Annotated in this window: 17 protein-coding genes; all 17 read right to left on the bottom strand. The window is 37.1% G+C overall.

What is annotated here, in order from left to right; translation table 11 throughout:
* Positions 1-10: 10 nt before the first annotated feature.
* The 17 genes from BuS5_RS11915 to BuS5_RS11835 all read right to left on the bottom strand — a co-directional run bounded on the left by BuS5_RS11915 (position 11) and on the right by BuS5_RS11835 (position 18,675).
* Positions 11-760, bottom strand: coding sequence for a glycosyltransferase family 2 protein (locus BuS5_RS11915; RefSeq protein ID WP_027353052.1), 750 nt, complete (start codon positions 758-760; stop codon positions 11-13).
* Positions 761-820: 60 nt separating this feature from the next.
* Entirely contained in the window at positions 821-1,366 is a 546-nt protein-coding gene (locus tag BuS5_RS11910; RefSeq protein ID WP_027353051.1) for a WcaF family extracellular polysaccharide biosynthesis acetyltransferase, read from the bottom strand.
* 40 nt (positions 1,367-1,406) lie between these two features.
* A complete protein-coding gene (locus tag BuS5_RS11905) occupies positions 1,407-2,573 on the bottom strand; it encodes a glycosyltransferase (RefSeq protein ID WP_027353050.1) in 1,167 nt (388 codons plus the stop codon).
* Positions 2,574-2,584: 11 nt separating this feature from the next.
* A complete protein-coding gene (locus BuS5_RS11900; protein WP_027353049.1) occupies positions 2,585-3,673 on the bottom strand; it encodes a glycosyltransferase in 1,089 nt (362 codons plus the stop codon).
* Complete coding sequence (locus BuS5_RS11895) at positions 3,663-4,811, bottom strand: glycosyltransferase (RefSeq protein ID WP_027353048.1); 1,149 nt, start codon at positions 4,809-4,811, stop codon at positions 3,663-3,665. The genes BuS5_RS11900 and BuS5_RS11895 overlap by 11 nt, the downstream gene beginning before the upstream one ends.
* Before the next feature lie 51 nt (positions 4,812-4,862).
* Positions 4,863-6,323 (bottom strand): hypothetical protein, encoded by a 1,461-nt coding sequence (locus tag BuS5_RS11890; RefSeq protein WP_027353047.1) that lies wholly within the window; start codon positions 6,321-6,323, stop codon positions 4,863-4,865.
* Positions 6,324-6,326: 3 nt separating this feature from the next.
* Entirely contained in the window at positions 6,327-8,060 is a 1,734-nt protein-coding gene (locus BuS5_RS11885) for an ABC transporter ATP-binding protein (RefSeq protein ID WP_027353046.1), read from the bottom strand.
* 336 nt (positions 8,061-8,396) lie between these two features.
* Positions 8,397-9,149 (bottom strand): CDP-alcohol phosphatidyltransferase family protein, encoded by a 753-nt coding sequence (locus BuS5_RS11880; RefSeq protein ID WP_027353045.1) that lies wholly within the window; start codon positions 9,147-9,149, stop codon positions 8,397-8,399.
* A 9-nt stretch (positions 9,150-9,158) separates the two neighbouring features.
* On the bottom strand, positions 9,159-9,887 hold the full coding sequence (locus tag BuS5_RS11875) for a phosphocholine cytidylyltransferase family protein (RefSeq protein WP_027353044.1): 729 nt from the start codon (positions 9,885-9,887) through the stop codon (positions 9,159-9,161).
* A gap of 4 nt (positions 9,888-9,891) precedes the next feature.
* On the bottom strand, positions 9,892-10,668 hold the full coding sequence (locus BuS5_RS11870) for an SDR family NAD(P)-dependent oxidoreductase (protein ID WP_027353043.1): 777 nt from the start codon (positions 10,666-10,668) through the stop codon (positions 9,892-9,894).
* A gap of 3 nt (positions 10,669-10,671) precedes the next feature.
* Positions 10,672-11,793, bottom strand: coding sequence for a 3-dehydroquinate synthase (locus tag BuS5_RS11865; protein ID WP_027353042.1), 1,122 nt, complete (start codon positions 11,791-11,793; stop codon positions 10,672-10,674).
* 4 nt (positions 11,794-11,797) lie between these two features.
* Positions 11,798-12,367, bottom strand: coding sequence for an AAA family ATPase (locus BuS5_RS11860; protein WP_027353041.1), 570 nt, complete (start codon positions 12,365-12,367; stop codon positions 11,798-11,800).
* Complete coding sequence (locus BuS5_RS11855) at positions 12,360-13,409, bottom strand: type I glyceraldehyde-3-phosphate dehydrogenase (protein WP_027353040.1); 1,050 nt, start codon at positions 13,407-13,409, stop codon at positions 12,360-12,362. The genes BuS5_RS11860 and BuS5_RS11855 overlap by 8 nt, the downstream gene beginning before the upstream one ends.
* Before the next feature lie 14 nt (positions 13,410-13,423).
* Positions 13,424-14,680 carry a methyltransferase domain-containing protein gene (locus tag BuS5_RS11850; RefSeq protein ID WP_027353039.1) on the bottom strand — a complete coding sequence of 419 codons (1,257 nt, stop codon included), beginning with the start codon at positions 14,678-14,680 and terminating at the stop codon, positions 13,424-13,426.
* A gap of 348 nt (positions 14,681-15,028) precedes the next feature.
* Entirely contained in the window at positions 15,029-15,862 is an 834-nt protein-coding gene (locus tag BuS5_RS11845) for an SDR family oxidoreductase (RefSeq protein WP_027353038.1), read from the bottom strand.
* 39 nt (positions 15,863-15,901) lie between these two features.
* Entirely contained in the window at positions 15,902-17,665 is a 1,764-nt protein-coding gene (locus BuS5_RS11840) for a cytidylyltransferase domain-containing protein (protein WP_051374585.1), read from the bottom strand.
* The gene (locus BuS5_RS11835) at positions 17,665-18,675 is read right to left on the bottom strand and encodes an N-acetylneuraminate synthase family protein (RefSeq protein ID WP_027353037.1); all 1,011 of its coding nucleotides are present in this window, start codon (positions 18,673-18,675) and stop codon (positions 17,665-17,667) included. Before BuS5_RS11835 ends, BuS5_RS11840 begins: the two co-directional genes overlap by 1 nt.
* Positions 18,676-18,687 lie beyond the last annotated feature (12 nt).

Below are 18,687 nucleotides of genomic sequence, written 5' to 3'. Positions count from 1 at the left end.
ACAAAAAGTCTCACCTCTGTACCAACTCAAAAATCTTTCTAAAATACTTTGAATAAACCTTGAACAAGCTTGTCGGGATATTATTTTCACAACAGGCTCTAAATATCTCTTGATTTAGAATAAAATTACTTTTTATACTCCTGGTGCTTATCCCGCCCATTCTCATTTTTACCAACACTCTGGGGATATAGTGAAACTTAATCATCTGCTTGCCGAATATCCTGGCAATAAATTCAAAATCCGCCGCAATACGGTAATCTGTTTTAAAAAGACCAAATTTTTTAAAAATATCATTTTTTAGATAAAGAGTCGGATGGGCAGGCATGACTCCGCATGCAATCCTTGCGGGAGTAAAATATTTGCTCCTGTAATAGCGCACTACCCGGCTTAAGTCTGTATGGTCAACATAAATAAGGTCACCATAACAAGCGCTTATATCTCTCTCCGAGAAAGCTTTGGCAATCCATTCCAACACCATATTATTTGCAAATATATCATCGGCATTCAAAAACCCGACCAGATCACCTGTAGCCTGCTGAATTCCTTTGTTCATGGCATCATAGATTCCTTGATCCGGCTCGGAGACCCAGTAAGCCAGCCGTCTTTCATGCTTGCGAATTATATCTGCAGTTCCATCAGAAGAAGCTCCGTCAATCAGAATATGTTCAATATTGTTATAAGACTGTTCCTGCACGGAAAATAACGTGTCCGAGATTGTGGCCTCAGCATTACGGCAAACAGTGATTACTGATATTTTCATAAAATTACGACCAGCATATTAATACCAAATTTATAATAAAAACAGGGGCTCTTATTAAAATCAAGCCTGTTTGTTTCTTTTACTGGACAATTTTGCGGGGACCCCTTTATAAACAGACCATGGATTAAGGTCATTAACTGCAAGGCTTGAAAGTCCCAGCACAGCGCCCTCATTCACCATAATGCCTGGCCCTACTACAGATTTAGCGCAGAGCCAGACCTTATCCTTCACTGTAACAGGGCTTGATATAAGGCTGAATCTCTCATTTTCCCAATCATGGTTGCCGGTACAAATATAAACATCCTGAGAAATGCAACAGTGATTGCCTATATTTACCTGGGCCAGATTATCTATCCAAACATCTTCTCCAATCCAGGAATAATCTCCTATCGCAAGACGCCAGGGAAATTTCACCCTGACTCCGGGTTTGATAACTACCCCTTTTCCTATTTTGGCTCCAAAAATACGCAAAAAAAAGATTCTATGAAGAGAACCCGGAATCCATGAATTTACAAAAAAGGCCTGCACCACCAGCCATACCATCTCTACCCAGGCGGGCCTGCCCCTTGTAAAAACGTCTGTATTGTCAAACAAATCGAGTCTCAAGCACTACGCTCCTGAATTATCATATATCCCACCGAGATCGCTATTTATTCGCAGATCCACGTTTATAGGCAGCAATAGTCCCTTTGGCTATATTCGGCCAGGTAAAACGAGAAAGAACCAACTTTTGTGCTACTTCACCCATTTTCACTCTTTCATCTTCATTGCCCAAAACCCTGTGCAAAGCCCTGCTGATTGCTTTTGCATCAAGATCGACAACCTCCCCCGCTCCAGCCTCTGCAACTTCGGGGAAATGGCAATTTTTTGAAATAACAACCGGCAGACCGCATCCCATTGCTTCCGCTGAGGCCATGCTGAAACCCTCCTCCCGGCTTGGCTGGCAAAAACATTTTGCATCAACAAAAGCCGCATATTTTTTTACTCCATAAAGAGGCCCCACCAGATGTACTCTTTTTTTTATGCCATAATGATCAATCTGTTTCTCAAAATTATCCCTTGCGCCTTCATCGGGGCCGGCGACCACCAGATCTACATCATTATTCTTTTTAACAAATTCGTTAAATGCTTCCGCAAGATAATCAAGGCCTTTCATTTCATGCAGCCTGCCCAAAAAAAGGATATAAGGCCTATTCTTTATCCTTGGAAAAAAATTGTAGAATCTGTTTTCAGGAGGAAGATTATTTAATTCTTCCGGAAAAATTCCGTTTGGAATTATTTCCATAGGACAGTTAAGGTTAAGAGACGTGATAAATTTTTTCTCATCAGCATTCAGCACATGCAGAAAAAAGGCATGATTTAAAATACGCCTCCAGACTAAATGCAATGCCAATCTTTTTTTCCAGCTTTTTTGATTCAAACTCCAGGGATTCAGCATGCCCCTTGGAGCAATGATATATTTAGCTCCCTGCTTTATTGAAAGTGATGCGGCTTTTTGTAAAATCGGAAGCCATAAGCCATGGATATGGATAACAGCATTTTTATCCAGGATGGTTTTAAATATGCGTCCGGCTCTGTTTCCAGTCAATTTTTCCAGGCCGTCAGGCTGAGGGCAGGTTACAGTGTTGACAAGGTCAAAATGAGGAATTGAGGCGGTCGCAACTTTAATATCCTCCATGCGACCAGGCGCTGCATTATAAAATAGAGTTACATCATGCCCAAGTTTTGCCTGGGCCGCGGCAAGACTGGGCATGCTCCTGGCAGGGCCGCCCTGTGCGGGATCCAGTGAAGCAACAACGTGAATTATTTTCATATATTCGTTTGTTAATGAGCCGTTTTTAAACAATCTTTATAAAAAGCTTCATAAGCCCCTGCCATTTTAATAAGGCTCAATTTGTTTACGATGCTGCGAGCGGCGGCAAGACGCTTCTTTTTTGTTGTTTCAGGCTCGTTTAAAATTTGTTTAATATTATCAGCAAGATCCTGGTGGTCATTCGGACAAAAAAGAAGTCCGGTTTTTTTATGTGTTATCCACTTATTATGCGCTTTGATGTCACTTGCAATCACAGGAATACCTGTCGCCATTGCTTCAAAAACAACGTTAGGCATTCCCTCATAAAAAGAGGGCAGTAACAGCATATCGCAACTTTTCATAATCCTTAACACATCATCACGATATCCAGCAAAGAGAACCTGATTTTTTATGCCAAGTTTATGAGATATTTGTTGCAGATTATTTGAATAATTTCCTGTTCCGCAAAGCAAAAGCGTTATAGCAATCCCTTCATCTTTTAATAAAGAAACAGCATTTAGCAGTACCTGAATATTTTTATGTTCTACAAGTCTTCCTGCATAAAGGATCACCGGTTTTTGATTATCAATTCCGAGCCTGGAAATATCGAATGATTCCAGGCAGCCAATATGAGCCAGATCGACACCGTTAGGTATAACAACCCCTTTTTTTAAAGCAAAAATGTTCTTGTATGGAAATCCCATAGAGCCGGAATTAGACACGATTCTATTACTTAAACAGAACCCTGCAGTTTCAATGGCATCCTGCAACCGATTAATCTTATAATAATTTCTATATGACGCAACATAGCAGGGAGTGCCGGAAAACCAGGACGGTATCAAACTCGGCCATAACCCATTAGGCAGCCAGTTATGAATAATATCAGGCCGCCACGATTTAATGCATTTAAATATCCGTCTCCATCTAAGGTCAAAGCGGAATTTTCCTGGAATCTCGAAGATTTCAACACCAGTAGCAAGGTCATCCGTTCCTTCAGTGTTGCCGCAGCAGACTGCATTAAGAAACCGATCAGTATCCATTGTATTAAGAAGGTATTTTAACTGCTTCTCGGCCCCGCCGCCCTGAAGGGTATAGATGAAATGGAGGATCCTATTTTTCATCTGTATTTTCCTTCCAGCTAAAAAAAGCTTTTTCATACCGTTCGCACATTTTTTCGAGATTAAAATGCTTTACAATTCTTTTTTCCCCATTGCAGATAAAAGATTGCCTGATATTATCATCTCCAAGTACCTGCAAAATTTTGTCAGCCATTTGTTGCCAATCTCCAACCCGCGTTAAAAAACCATTCCAGCCGTCCTTGATGATTTCATTAGGTCCATAAGGTGCATCTGTTGATATTACGGGTACTCCGCAAATCATTGCCTCCAGAATAACATTAGGGAATCCTTCATAGTGTGATGATAAAATCAAAATTTCAGATGAGTATATATAGGGATAAGGATTTTTTACCTGGCCCAAAAAGTGAATGGCATCCTGCAACCCAAGTTTATCAGTTAAATCATGCAGCATAGACAACTCGCTTCCTTCGCCAATAATCAACAAAGAACATGGCTTGATAGCATTGAGATATTTTAATGTCAGTAAGAGATCATTCAATCCCTTTTGCGGTGATAATCGCCCGACATAAACCAGCCGCCCATGTGTTGATGGGATTTTGGGAATTGCCGCATTTTGTAGCATCTTCTTATGAATGGCATCAATATCAATGCCATTATTAATTACACAAATTTTAGACGATGATATTTTAAAATAATTCATCATAGATCTTTTAATCCCATTCGAATTTGTGATTACCAGATCTGCCTTGGGGTACCATTTCGCAATAAAAATTTTGGCTTTAAGCTGTACTTTAAATTTTTTTTCAGGATTGTTAACTACTCCAACAAATAACTTTGTTCCTGCTTTTTTTATAATAAAGGAAATAGGAAGTAATATTTTATTATTATGAAATAAAGTAGAAAAAAGTACATCCGGTCTTTCTTTAAATAAAAGCCAAAGTGTATGCAATGTTAAAATTATCGGAGTGAGCGGCCCCATTTTAATATTCATGGACTGGCAAACAACCTTGACATCAGGATTTAAGTCATCCAGATAATTGCCTGTGATTCTGGAAAGAGCGATGATAACATTATATCCTTTTGCATGAAAATAATTGGCGAGATAAACAATCCGCCTTTCAGCTCCTCCTCCTCCCAGTTTTCCTACGAAGAGAATTATTTTTTTAGGTTTATTCGGCATTCGATCAAAGAGCCTTTTTACAACATCATAAAAGTTATGTTTTGCAGGTCATCAGGAATCCAATATCTCCTTTATTACCCTCACTGCTGTCTGCTCTCTTGTTTCAGCATGATCAGCAAGAGAAAAAAGTTCAGTATAAGCATTATAACACTGTTTATCCTTTTGAGATTCGATTTTTTCAAGAATATCACCTGGATTTTTATAATCAACATCAATCCAGATACAACGCCGGCGAATAATTTCTTCAGCCTTGGGAGTCATCCGTCCCTGTCCTATATTAAAATATATTACTGGTTTTGAAGTTGCCGCAATATTGGCAAAGGCTGTGCTTAAAGCAAAATCAAGCATAAAAATATCAAACCGGTCAAGACAGTCTTCAAGACGTTCAGATATGGATTTAACCTCATTAAGTTGATGCTCTATAATCTGCTTGGGATGTTTCTTGAATGTCATTTCCGGAAACACCTTAAACAGATACTGCTGCCACTTTATATAATGCTCATCCGGAATGTTTAAAAACGGCAAACGGTTAAAGCCTAATAATTTAAGCGGAACATATGCGATTTCAGGCGATTCTATTTTAGATAAAGGCAATATTGGCCTTTTATCATAAGCTTTTCTAATTGTTTGAGAATTTCCTTCAAAATATACTGGTTGTTTTCCGTGTAATGTATTAAGGAAATTAGCCTGATTAATTTCCAAAAGACCGGCCTTGCCATAACCGATATAATGACTGGAGTAGCTCCTGTCATTATAAGCGACATTTGGATGATCTGCCGTGCCGCATTCATTGCCATGCGCCATACATACTACCGGGATATCTTTTGAAAGGGCATTTGCAGCTAAAATTTTCATGTTCAATTTCCCTAAAGTACCGGTCAATAATAATGAATAATCCGGTTTGGGAACGTTGGGGCTGATAATTTTTTCAAGAGTCTTATTCATCCTTGAAATAATTTTATCCTGATTCCCGCATATATTGAAATCATTATATAAATCGGCAATAGTATCTTCTATTATTTTTTTTTGTTTTTCTATATTTGGAAGATCTATTAAAATATTCTCAGGGAACAGAATTGATATTCTATTACATAACACTCTAACACAAAATTTTTTAAAATTTAAACTTGGGTTTAAAAAGCCTATCGTCCAATCCGGTTTTCCGGTTAACAGGCTTAACTTGGTTAAAATTTTTTTCCGATACCTGACTTTAAATGAATCCAGGGTCAATTTTTTATGCTTTCTATAACCAAAATATGGATTTTCTAAAATATCAAAATCACTCTTTACATACGCTTGACCATCCCAATCCTTCTTATAAAACCTGTTTCTGAACAGAGCTGATGAAAAAATGAAAATCAGTTCATGAAAAAAAAGGCCCGCCAAATTCAAATACGGCCCGCCATAAGTTTGACATCTTTGGTATGCTTCATGAAGAATATTATATATTTCAATGCATTGACGATCAACTTCTTCGTGATTATAATCTGATTCAATAAAGAAATTTTTCACTTTTTATCCTTTTAAAATAAATTTACCATCTTTTATCTCGTAAACTTTATCTACTTTTTTAAGCGCCTTTAAACGGTGTGTAATTATAATTACAGTTCGATCTATAGCAAGCTTTTCCAGCGATTCTTGAACCTGGATCTCAGTCTGTTTATCCAGCCCGCTGGTCGCTTCATCCAGAATCAGAATATCGGGGTCTTTTAAAATTGCTCTTGCTATGGCTATTCTCTGCTTTTGTCCGCCGGATAGTTTCATCCCGCGGTCGGCAATAACTGTATCATACCCATGTTCAAGGGAAATGATAAAATCATGAGCAAAGGCCTGTTTGCAAGCCACAACTATATCTTCATTACTTGTATTGTCTGCGCCATAGGCAATATTATTCCTGACAGTATCATGAAATAAAAATATATCCTGGCTTACAATTGCTATCCTGCGCCGGTAAGAAGCTATCTCTAAATCAGTCAGATTCTTTCCGTCTATAAAAACAGAACCCTTATCAGGATCATAAAATCTTAATAGAAGATTGATCATAGTTGACTTTCCTGAACCGGATGGGCCGATAATAGCAATTTTTTCACCCTTCCGCACTTTAAGGGTACTCTTTTCAAAGACAGCTTGGTGTGAACCCGGATAATAAAAAGTTATATTATTTAAAAAAATACTGTCATCTATTTTTTTAATTTCATAAGTTCCATTATTGAATATTTGGCTTTTCATATCCTGATAAATACTTATAACACGATCCACATATCCCAACTGACTCCTTGTCTTGGCGAATAATGAACTTATAATTGAAGCTTTTGAATTAAGCCGTGAAAGAAGAAACAGGAAAGTAATCAACAGTGCAAAATCAGGCGGTTGGCTAATAAAAAAAATCGATGCAATAATTAAAATCAATATAGTGGCTGTAATAAAAATTTCGCTTAAAGGTTGTATAGTGGCTTCCCAATTTAAAGATTTATACTGACTGTCCCGTATGATAGCAAGAAGTTCGCTTGCGCGGTTTGTTTCATGTTTTTCGCGGCCGAACATTTTTACTGTGGCGATACCCATTATCATCTCCCCGATCCTTGCAGACATCGCGCCGATTGAATCCGCTGACTGGGTTCCATAACGCCTGACCGATGAGGTAAGATAACGAAGAAAAACAAAAATTCCAAAAATCACGGCGCTGGCGATCAAGGTTATGTAGAAGGAGATAAATATCATTAAAAAGATATACGCGAGAGTGACTATGGCAGATGAAATAAGAAGGAGTATATTCTGTACAGCAGTGCCACAATAATGTACTTGCAGATTTATACGATCAGTAAGATCGGCTGCCTTATGCTGCATAAAAAAAGAAAGACGTACATTGATAAATAATGAAAGAAGTTTGCTGCGTATATCAAAGGCTAATTTTGTATTTAAATATGCAATAAAAATCTTTGATATATAGTAAATTCCATTTTTTAAAATTATCGCCAAAAAAATAAAGGCGGAAATATAAAGTATTCTGTCGTGTTCAGGAAATTTTAAAAAAAAAGTATTAACATATGACATCAATGAAGAATCATACGTTTCGGCGCTGATTCCTGATAAAGACCTGAGGAAAGGGACAAGGAGCCCGATTGATAATCCTTCCAGGAATGCCGATACAACAGTGGTAATCAATATCATCACAACTATATATTTGTATCGGGCAACAAAAGGATATAAAAAATATAATATCCTGTTTTTTTTTATGATATTCAACATGCGCTTCAATTATTACAAAATTCGGGGTTGGTCATAACATCGGCCATCAGATATCAAAGCTGAGCTATGGTGAAATTTGAAAATTTCTGGCTGTTTGAGCGTAGCGAGTTCCAGAGGTTTTCAAATTTTATTATAGCTCAGTGTATGGCCGAAATTAGAACCAAGCCCCAAAATTCGGCATCCTTCATTTGTCGTTGATACTTTTAAAAGAACAATAGAACACAGATGCACACAGATAAACACAGATAGGTTTATTTTTTAAAAAAAGTGTAAAGTACTTTTGCAGTGATATGAAAGATGTCCAAAATTCGTAATGGTTTACGATTCACAGTATCCCTATTGCCTCCTCAATCGTAAAAAATTAAGCGTAACTAAAGCAGTCAGAGTTATAAATGCATGGATAACCAGAAAACAGAGGCCTAAATATAAAGAATTGCAAAACGCAAAAAAAGAAACCAAAAAAAGAAACGCACAATGCCCAAGCTTTGCATGCTGAAAAATAAATTTTAACGCAGATACTATTGCCGCGGAATCATTCATTTTACGATGCTGTTGCGCAGATCCCGGATTACTCTTTTCGGCAATTTCCGCACAAATTATCTGCATCTTACTCCATGTCATAATATACTGAATATAAAACACAAACCCCATCAGGCACATTCCTAAAATTAAAACGTGAATACTGCCGACTGAACGATAAGCTCCAATAGTTAAACCTGTGATTATGAGAAAGTCATTAAGCTTGTCAAAAAAAGCATCCAGCCATGCTCCAAAATCAGATTGCATCTTTTTAGCTCTGGCAATATTACCGTCAACAAGATCCAAAATAGTAAAAATCTGGATGCATATTCCAGCCGTAATTAAAAAAAAATGGCCTTGAAAAATCAGCAACGCAGCTCCTGCTATACCGAAAACTCCTGAAATAATAGTTATTTGATTCGGTGTCCAGGAAGTGTTGAGAAAGAGGGGCGTCACCAGGGAAGCTAAAAAATTATAAAATGCTTCAAACAGATTTTTTCTTTTCGGAACCTTGTTTTTAAAATTATTAAATATTTGAGACTGCTTTGTTTCGGATGTTGAATTTTCCATTTTTTTAATCTATACCAGTATTTTTTTTGCTCTTTCCAGATCATCAAGGGTATCTATTTCAAACCACTTCTCACTACCTACATCAAGACTGAACAGGTTAATCTTATCAATTACTTCATTTAAAAAAAGATAACATGTGTCATTCATAATCTCTTTTTCGATCCGTTTTTCTATTATATCTAAAAAAATCGCCGCTCCTTGTGAAGAAAATTTTACCGGCCCAACCAGATAACCTGCCGGTTCAGGGATATACCATGGTCTTCCTATTTTTGTAATTTTCCGGTCATGGTTACACTCAAAGCGAACAATATCTTCGTCCTGAATCAGAGGCAAAGATGTAAGCATTACATTCGGCTGCTTACTTGCCAAAAGATTTTTCAGCGCCGCAATCGAAAAATAAGAATCGGAATTTATATGGATATAACCCTTACCCCTGATCAGTTCTCTGCATAGCAGCAAAGAATAACAACTGCCGGTCTCTTTATATCGATCATTAAATACTATATGAATATTAACCTTGTTATCATAATGATGATTTTTTATATGATCTGCAATTTTATCACTTAAGTAACCGGTAACAATTATAATATTTGTAATCCCCATCTTGATCAAAAGTTTCAATTGATAATCAAGGATAGATTTATCATCAATCGCAATCAGGCATTTTGGAGTATCAAGAGTCAATGGACGCAAACGTACGCCTATGCCGGCAGCTAAAATAATAGCGGTTTTTATCATTAATTCAACACTCCTTGCCCATGCTGTAGCCGCCATCAACAGGTAATACAGCGCCTGTAATCCAATTCGCAGCACTGGATAACAAAAATAAAACTGCTTGTGAAATATCTTTTGCAGAGCCTAACCTTTTTAATGGGTGAGCATTTACAAGGCTGTCGAATTCCTCTTTATTTAAACTTTTCAGATATTCTCTGACAAGATTAGTTTCAATATATCCGGGGCACACACAATTCACCCTGATTTGATTTTTTGCAAAATCAATAGCCATTGCCCTGGCAAAGCCTATTAAACCGGCTTTACTTGCTGAATAAGCGGTTCTGTTTTGCATTGCGCTGATCCCTGCTATTGAAGATATGTTTACAATACTGCCCATTCCACTCAACAGCATTTGTTTTACAGCGGCTTTTGAACAATTAAAAGCTCCACTTAAATTAATATCCAGCGTATTCTTCCAGGCTGTTACATCTGTGTTAATAATATCAGTACGGGAAGGATTGACTCCGGCATTATTAACCAAACCATTAACAGGACCTGTTGTTTTGAGAATAGCGTCGAAAATTTTATTAACCTGTTCTGCAGATGATATATCACAAGTATAAGGTATTATTTTACCTTGGCATACAGTTTTGCCGGCTGTTTGATTTTTTATCTTTTCCAGTTCCCGGGAGCGTCTCCCAAGAATATTTACTATACCACCTTCAGCACACAAATCTTTTGCAATACAACTGCCGATACCTGTTCCGCCTCCGGTAACAACAAAAATCTTGTCTTTAAATCTCATTCGTCAAATACCTTTGCGTAATTCAGCCCAATGATTTTTTTGAAAATACATTTCGTTATGCAAAATTTCAGACAAAAAATTTTGCATATATGTTGGATTAACCGAATAAAAAGGACTGCCGGAGGTTTCAAACGGCTTGGCAATATCCTCAATCAGTACCAATCTAATAGCAGTATTGGATGATTTTTTATCTTTAAGCATAATTTCGGTTATTTTTTCAGGATCAATACCTTTTTCCACTTTATTGTTAAGCTTTAATTCGCGCATCAAGCTAAATATTTCATTTTTCAATTTTTCAGAAATTATTTTTTTAATAACACTAAGCTCCAAAGCCATGGCAATTCCAACAGCTATGGCATCCCCATGCCCTACTGCAAAATCAGAATATTTCTCAAAAGCATGGCCGAAAGTATGTCCGAAATTACTTGCCAGGGGGTCTTTCTTGCGAATCATCATCCTGACTTTTATGGTTTCCTTTATTATTTCAAGCAACTTGTCGTTGTCGGGTGTTCTATTGTATTCTTTAAGCAAAATTAATAACTTGTGGGACCCTAATAGGGCATACTTAAAAATTTCAGAAAATCCCTGTCTAAGGTCATAAGATGAATTCGTATTAAGTATAGCTGCATTATTATAAACATAAGCAGGCAAATAAAGAGTGCCTAAAAGATTTTTGGAATAGCCTGCGTTTAAACAAGTTTTGCCTGCTGTTGATGCATCGGCCTGACCTATAAGCGTGGTAGGAAGCATAAGCATTGCAATTCCGCGCATATAAGTAGATGCCAGGAACGCAGCAACATCAAGAATTGTGCCGCCCCCGACAGCTACAATAAGGTCATCCCTGCTGCATTGAAATTTTGCCAGAATATCAACCAGTTTAACATATGATTCCAAACTTTTTGACGATTCTGAGGCTGATAAATATTCAACATGAGATATGTTGATTCTTTTCTCAAGTTTTTCTCTTAATATCGGCCACCATGTTTTTTCCAGATATTCATCACAAATAACTATACATTTTTGATAACCTGACACATCAATTTGCTCTAACCCTGAACAATCAGGTGAATTGTCAAGGTAAAAAACGACGCTTTGCTTTTCAGTAATTGCTTCCCTAATAATCATATTATTAATACCCTGGACAGAGTTTCACGATCTCATCAAGAACCTTGGCGCCATTGCTGCTTTGCAGCACCGGAACATTATACTTTTCGGCTTCTGCCAAAAGCCAATCCTGAATTTTACGGCTGATTGCAAAATTGTCATCTGATATAACACGTTTAAAATGAGTCGGCCCATTGATCATTTTAAAATGTAAATCAAGATAAGGATTATAAAGTAAAACAGTTAAACTGATTCTCTTATTCTGTATAAGTCCGGGAATTATATGCGCGCCTTCGATAATCAGGGATGTGCCTTCATCATATGCGCGGTCAATACAGGCTGAAATTGCATCTTTCATATATGAAGACTGTTTAACAAATTTTTCGACAGGATCTTTAAATCCACAAGGTTCAAAAGTAAAACCGAACATATAGGGATTATCTTGCATGTTAATTTGTGAACGTAGTATTTCACGAACAAAACCTGTTCCTAGCCGATGAATAATATTCAGCCTTTCGGAAAGATTTTTTGATAAGGTCGATTTACCGGTGCCGGATGCGCCTCCTATTAGAATGATAAGCGGATCTTTATTCATTATTTTTATACAATCCTTCTAAAAAAGCTACTAAATCCACAACTCGTGAAGAATAACCCCACTCGTTGTCGTACCACAAAATCAGTTTTACATAGTTAAACTTGTTAACATCCGTCCACCTGTGATCAAGGATTGTGGAATATGCTGAACCGGTAAAATCTTTGGAAATCAACGGCTCTAAATTATTACGAAAAATCTTAAAGGTTTGTTTTGCTGCTTCTTCCTCAAAAAGCTGAATAATTGATTCCTTTGTTACAGTTTTAGTCAATTTTACCGAAATATCGGCAGAAGAAACTATTGGAGTGGGAACTCTATAAGAAAGAGACTGAAACTTGTCATCAAGGAAATCAAGCACCTTGGATGAAGCTGTTATGCATGAAGTTGTTTTGGGAATAAGCGCCTCGGTTGACGCTCTTCCAAGGGCAAAATATTTATGAATCGTTCCGGGATAAGCAAATGACCGTGAGGGGCCGTCAAGAAGATTTTGAAATCCCAGCCAGGGATGCAATGTGGTCAGAAATCCATGTTCAATACCAAATTCTCTGTGCAGAACATTCATCACCGGAGAGAACGCATTAGCATCACAGATGCTGCTTGAGATAAGAAAATTTTTTTTAGAATCAAGCTTATCTTCGTTAACTCCAAGAATAATTGTGATATCTACATCATCAGGAGAGTGGGTTACCACACAATTTTTTATCCCGCGCGCCTTTAACTTGCGGGCAAGTTGCAGGTTCGCATTGATGCCACTCGCGTCAATTACTACATCAATATCATGTTTTTCCCACTTCACTCCATCAATGGCTTCCTCGTGATAAATCCTGATCGGCGCATTATCATCCACACAGATTCCATCGCCACAACCTTTAATACTATTTGCAAGTCTCCCATAAATAGAATCATATTTTAAAAGATAGGCCATATTATCTATGCTTGGATTAACATCGTTAATTTCAACAACATTAAACAACTTTTTTTCCATATTAATCCGAAATATTGCGCGTCCGATTCTTCCGAAACCATTAATTCCAACTCTCAGCATATATTCTCCTTAAATTAATGTTCAAACTTGTAAATACCGCTGCCATTAGCATTATCTATAAGCACGGCTTTTGAAAAATTTCCTTTTTCCTTGATAAAATTAACGAATTCCATTTCAGAATAATTCATATAATATTCTTTTATGCTTTTTTTAACATCAGCATCTGGAAATGATTGAAAAAACAGCATGGTACAATTTAATTTTTCTAAAAATAAGACAAATCGATCATATAACCTTTTTTCTTTAAGAAAACTATGGAAAACATTAAAGGCAACTACCGCATCATATTTTTTTTCAAGATTTATATCTAGTATTCCGGTTTCTAAAACTTTAAACCTGCAATTCCCCGCTCGGTGTAATTTTTTTAAAAAATAAAGATTTTCAGGGTCATTCTCGACGGCTGTGCATTTATATCCCGCTTTTTCAAAGTTATGACAAAAAAAACCCCAATGAGCGCCGATATCCAGCATAGTACCCTCATTTTTTTTAATATAAGGCTCTATCAGCTTCATTGCCGTCCAACCATGTACTGAAGGAATATCCTGCAGGTCATGATGCATTATTGGATAATAGACTGAACCTCCATTCGCCTCGGCATACGATAAAACCTCTTTACGAAATTCCACCCATTTTTTATGTCTTTTCCCCACCTTTACGGCGACACTATCAATGCCTAAAAGCTTGGCAACCGCTAATCGATGTCTGCCATTAGCAAAAATATAATCGCCGTCTCTGGCTATATGGACGATAATTTCATCCTCATTTCCAAAAGGACCTGAGGATTTAATTTTCGTTTGTAAACGATAACCATTTTTTAAAATATTTTGATATAAATTTTCATAATCATTTAATTTTTGATTGAATTCATCGATATTGGCGCATCCGCTTCTAACACTGCCTCTTTTAAAATAGGATGCTATTCTTGTGTATAACTCCGTATCATTCCAGTTTACTCCATTTATAAAGTGAGCTTTGAATGACTGAAAAACATCAAGTTCCTCAAACGGCATAGTCTTTAAATCCCAGTCACCATCCGCAATTCTTCCTATGTCATGCACAGGCTTTGTTCTTTTATCCGGATCAGATGACAGATGGTCCGGGATCAAAGACAAAACAATTAATTCCGGATTGATCCAATATGGTTTAAAAATATCATAATGAATATTTCTGAAAAATAACAGAATGCCTGTCTTTATTTTCCAAAAGATATGGTCAACATTCCATTTCAAGCGTCGCAGTATTTTTACTGAATTTTTACCGAAATTGTGCACTGTTTGACCACCCGTCCATGCGCAATAGTGCGTCCACGAAAGATTTGCGTGGGAGTTTTTGTTTTTTGTCGCAAACGAGATTAAAATCATCGCTCAACGCGATCTTGGCAATGATATGTCTCAAATCTGAGAAGGAGAAACTGTTACGCCCTTTAACTTTATGCCGACGCTCGAAAATGCTTTCGAGTCGTGTGCCATAGATCCAGATAATAGAGACAGTCATTATGGAAAAGTTGATGTGATTTATCACCGCATACGCGGTGCGGGTTTGGCTTCTGCTGCTGCCAATGTCCTGCTTGATTTACTTGAAACCTGATTCGATTTTTCATCTGGCGACATAAACTTCAGTTACCAAATTGTCCACCCTCCATCTATGATAAGATTATGCCCGGTAACATAACTTGAAGCATCTGATGCAAGATAGATGATACTTGAGCTGATCTCTTCCGGTTTTGCTTTACGACCGAGGGGCACTCTATTTGAATAAGTTTCAACAAAAGCTTTATTTTCACCTGGATGCTCTATTCCACCAGGTGTTATACAATTAACACGAATGCCTTTCCCTCCCCAATAAGCTGCAAGGAAACGGGTCATTGAAATAACGGCGCCTTTTGATGCTGCATATCCTGCATGAGCATAAATTTGATCAAATTTTTTAACATCCGTGCTGCCATATAAATTATCAAGATTAGCCCTTTTATAAATACGCTGATCGTTACCAACCACACCATATATAGACGATATGAAAATAATACTTCCCTGCCCAGCGTTTTCCATTACTGAACCGACTCTATTTGTTACCAGGAATAAGCCATCCAGTTCTACCCTGAGAATTTTTTGCCAACCTTCCAAAGAACATTCAGTAAAAGGATAGTAAAAATCATCTGGTTTTGCAGTAACACTATACACAAGAATATCAATTGACTTTACGTCTTTTTTAATGTCTTCAATCATTGATGTTACAGACTGTTCGTTTGTAACATCGATGGTAAGATTTCTTATACCTGACACCTGAATTGTATTGGTATCTGTAGCGGCAGCTTTGGAAATTTCCGGCAAATCAGCAGCATAAACAATAGCTTCAGCTTCTTGAAGAGCTAAGCAAAACCGACGTCCAAGGTAACCACGACCGCCCACAACCAATGCTGTTTTGCCTGTCAAACTATATTGTTCACTAATCATTTATATCTCCTGTAATTAACCCATTTTAATTTTCTTTGTTTAGTCGTTATTTACAACACAATTATTTTTTGATGATTGCAAGGCAGCATTTGCAACCTTTTGACTTCCTATAGAACTCCAAGCATCGTGGTCATGTCTTAAAAGACACTGCTCCGTAAAATCAAGGAAACTCTTCATTTCAGACATATAGGAAATATTTGAATCTGACTTAAAATTTTCCAATACTTTTTCAGGTTTATCCATTTCTGCAGTACAATAAATAATTCCCTGATTAATCAAATCATATTTTATCCAGCCACGCTCAAATGATAATATGCCGCATCGATTTGTATTCTGCTGAACATAATCCAAATGTATTTGACTGACAGTACCTGATTTATGGCGAATCATAATATCAGAAATGGAATCCACTTCAATCTTGAACTGATTATATTGATTTAAAAAACAACTTACCGCCTCAGCCGGCCCCAAGAAACTAAGGGCCATATCTATTTCATGAATCATAGTCAATGTAACCCCACCGCCCAAGTCCTTTCTTGCATAATATCCTTTTTGATAATTTTCGTAGGGATGCCAATGAGGCAGATATTGACCAATCTGGCATTGGAATAAGATAGGTTCACCAAACTTATAATTATCAATCAATTCATGACACTTTATTATAACTGGATGAAATCTTAAATTAAATCCGACAAAAGAAGTAACTCTGTATTTCTTTAACATATCAAGCAGATCATCAACGCCATCCAGCGAATGGGAAAGCGGCTTTTCGATATATATGCCTTGTACATGCGGAATTATTTTTTTGGCAGTTTGTACGTGCATACTTGTTGGGTTGGAAATTATAGCAACATCAGGTTTGAATTCCAGTAAATCTTCCCATGTATCGACTTCGTGGACCTTGCATTGCTTTTCAAGTTTCTGAAAATGGCCTTCGCGTGTACGTAGTGCACAAATGTTTTTAATACCCAGGTTTTGTAAATTTTTAATATGACGCTGTCCAATGGAACCGGACCCTAAAATTGCCACATTTTTCACTGAAAATCGCTTTTTTAATTGAATATTGGATTGTTTTGTCCATCTTGCTTTAAATCTTTTTTCAGCCTCATTATTTATTGCAACAACCTCAGGATGAGACTCCAAATAATTGATAATTTCATCCAAGCTGAAAATTTTGTCAGGTATATAAAGGGCTTCAAAAACTTTTTTAAAAAATTCATAATCTTCAGGATAATCCAATGTCATTCGCAATTTATTTTTTCGATGCAAAGGAATTGTAATTGGCAAATCAAACACATCAAACAGTCCAGTATCGGTAAAGTATCGCCCCCAGACTTCGGTATCATTACTATCCTTTATTTCAATAACCTTTTTCAAGGCATCAGGTTTGATGCCATAACAGAATGCACCATGGGGTAATTCTAGAGCTCGAATAAGATCTGCGCCAGTCTTTTCATAAGCCTCGACGACCTTATCCGTATAAACATGATCCACAAAAGGGCAATCAGCAGTAATATTCGTTATATAATCAAGGTTAAAATGCATGGCTGCATCATAAAGACGCTTTACCACATCATTTTCATCTCCTCGGAATATAGAAATATTTTCCTGTTTTGCCAAATCCTTCAGGGGATCATCCTGAGGATTGGTTGAAGTGCAGAGAATGATCTCATTAATACGTTTACATTGTTTTATTCTGTCAAACATATGCGCCAATATGGGACGTCCTTGAATATCGAGTAGAAGTTTTTTGGGTAATCGTGTTGATTTCAGTCTGCCGATTATAAGAAAGCCCGTTTTCATTAATTGTTTCCTTTTTCAATATGGGAGCCTAAAAGAACTTGGTTCTTTCTTAAATCGCAGTTTACCACTTTACCAATACTCTCAATAGCCTCGACCTGTGAAAGATCAGAAATCTGCCCTGTACGTCTGAAGGTAAGCATATCTCTCTCCAACTCCTGACCTGCCTTTAAATCTTTTTTTAGCATAGCGGCTTTTTTCATTGGGCCAAAAATCGAATAATCCTGTTCACCTTTATTAAGGCGTAGTAACCCATCACCATTACACGCCTCAATAAGATCCATTTTCTCCTTAATTTCGTTAAACATATCGATACTTACTGCCGCCGACCAGTCAATACGTTCTTCGCCATAGGCAATTGTAACATGTTTTTCCACGTAATCCATACATAGTGCAGCACCAAGCAATGTAATCAATATATTATTGGGCTCATTCCAAGCAGTATGGTCAGCATAGCCAAATTGAAATTCTGGAAACAGTTTCATTATTTTGCGCATTTTGGCAAAATTAATATCTTCGTATTTTGTCGGGAAATTCTGGAAACCAAACATAAGCACGATATTTCGATGCTGAAGTATATTTATGGCATTTTCAATTTCGTAAAGTGACGAACCTCCTACACCTAAGACGACTTTGGTTTCCCTGGTCAAGTGCTGTTTTAAGGCATCCAGCAATTTAATATCATTGAGACATACCGAATGAATCTCAACATGAGTCGGGTTGAACGCCATCCCAAATTCTACGGCTTTGGTATCATTGAAAAGAAGCATCAACTCTTTATCGCTATAGAGGATTCGTTCTATGATTTCTTTCCATTGCAATTTTCCAAACATACATTTCCGTGTGCTATCGAAAAGTGGGTGGTCTTCCGCCATATATTCCTTTAAATCAAGCGTAACATGCAGTTTTATGATATCGGTGGCATTGGCATGCCGCTCAATTTCAGAAACAAGCTTTTTTAGAAATTCAAAGTCTCCCTGGTGATGCCATGAGGTTTCGGCAATAATTTTCATTTTTCATCCTTT

The sequence above is a fragment of the Desulfosarcina sp. BuS5 genome (assembly GCF_028752835.1).
Lineage (GTDB): Bacteria > Desulfobacterota > Desulfobacteria > Desulfobacterales > BuS5 > BuS5.
Note: the sequence above shows the minus strand (reverse complement) of the source record. Positions and strands in the feature narration are given on the sequence as shown.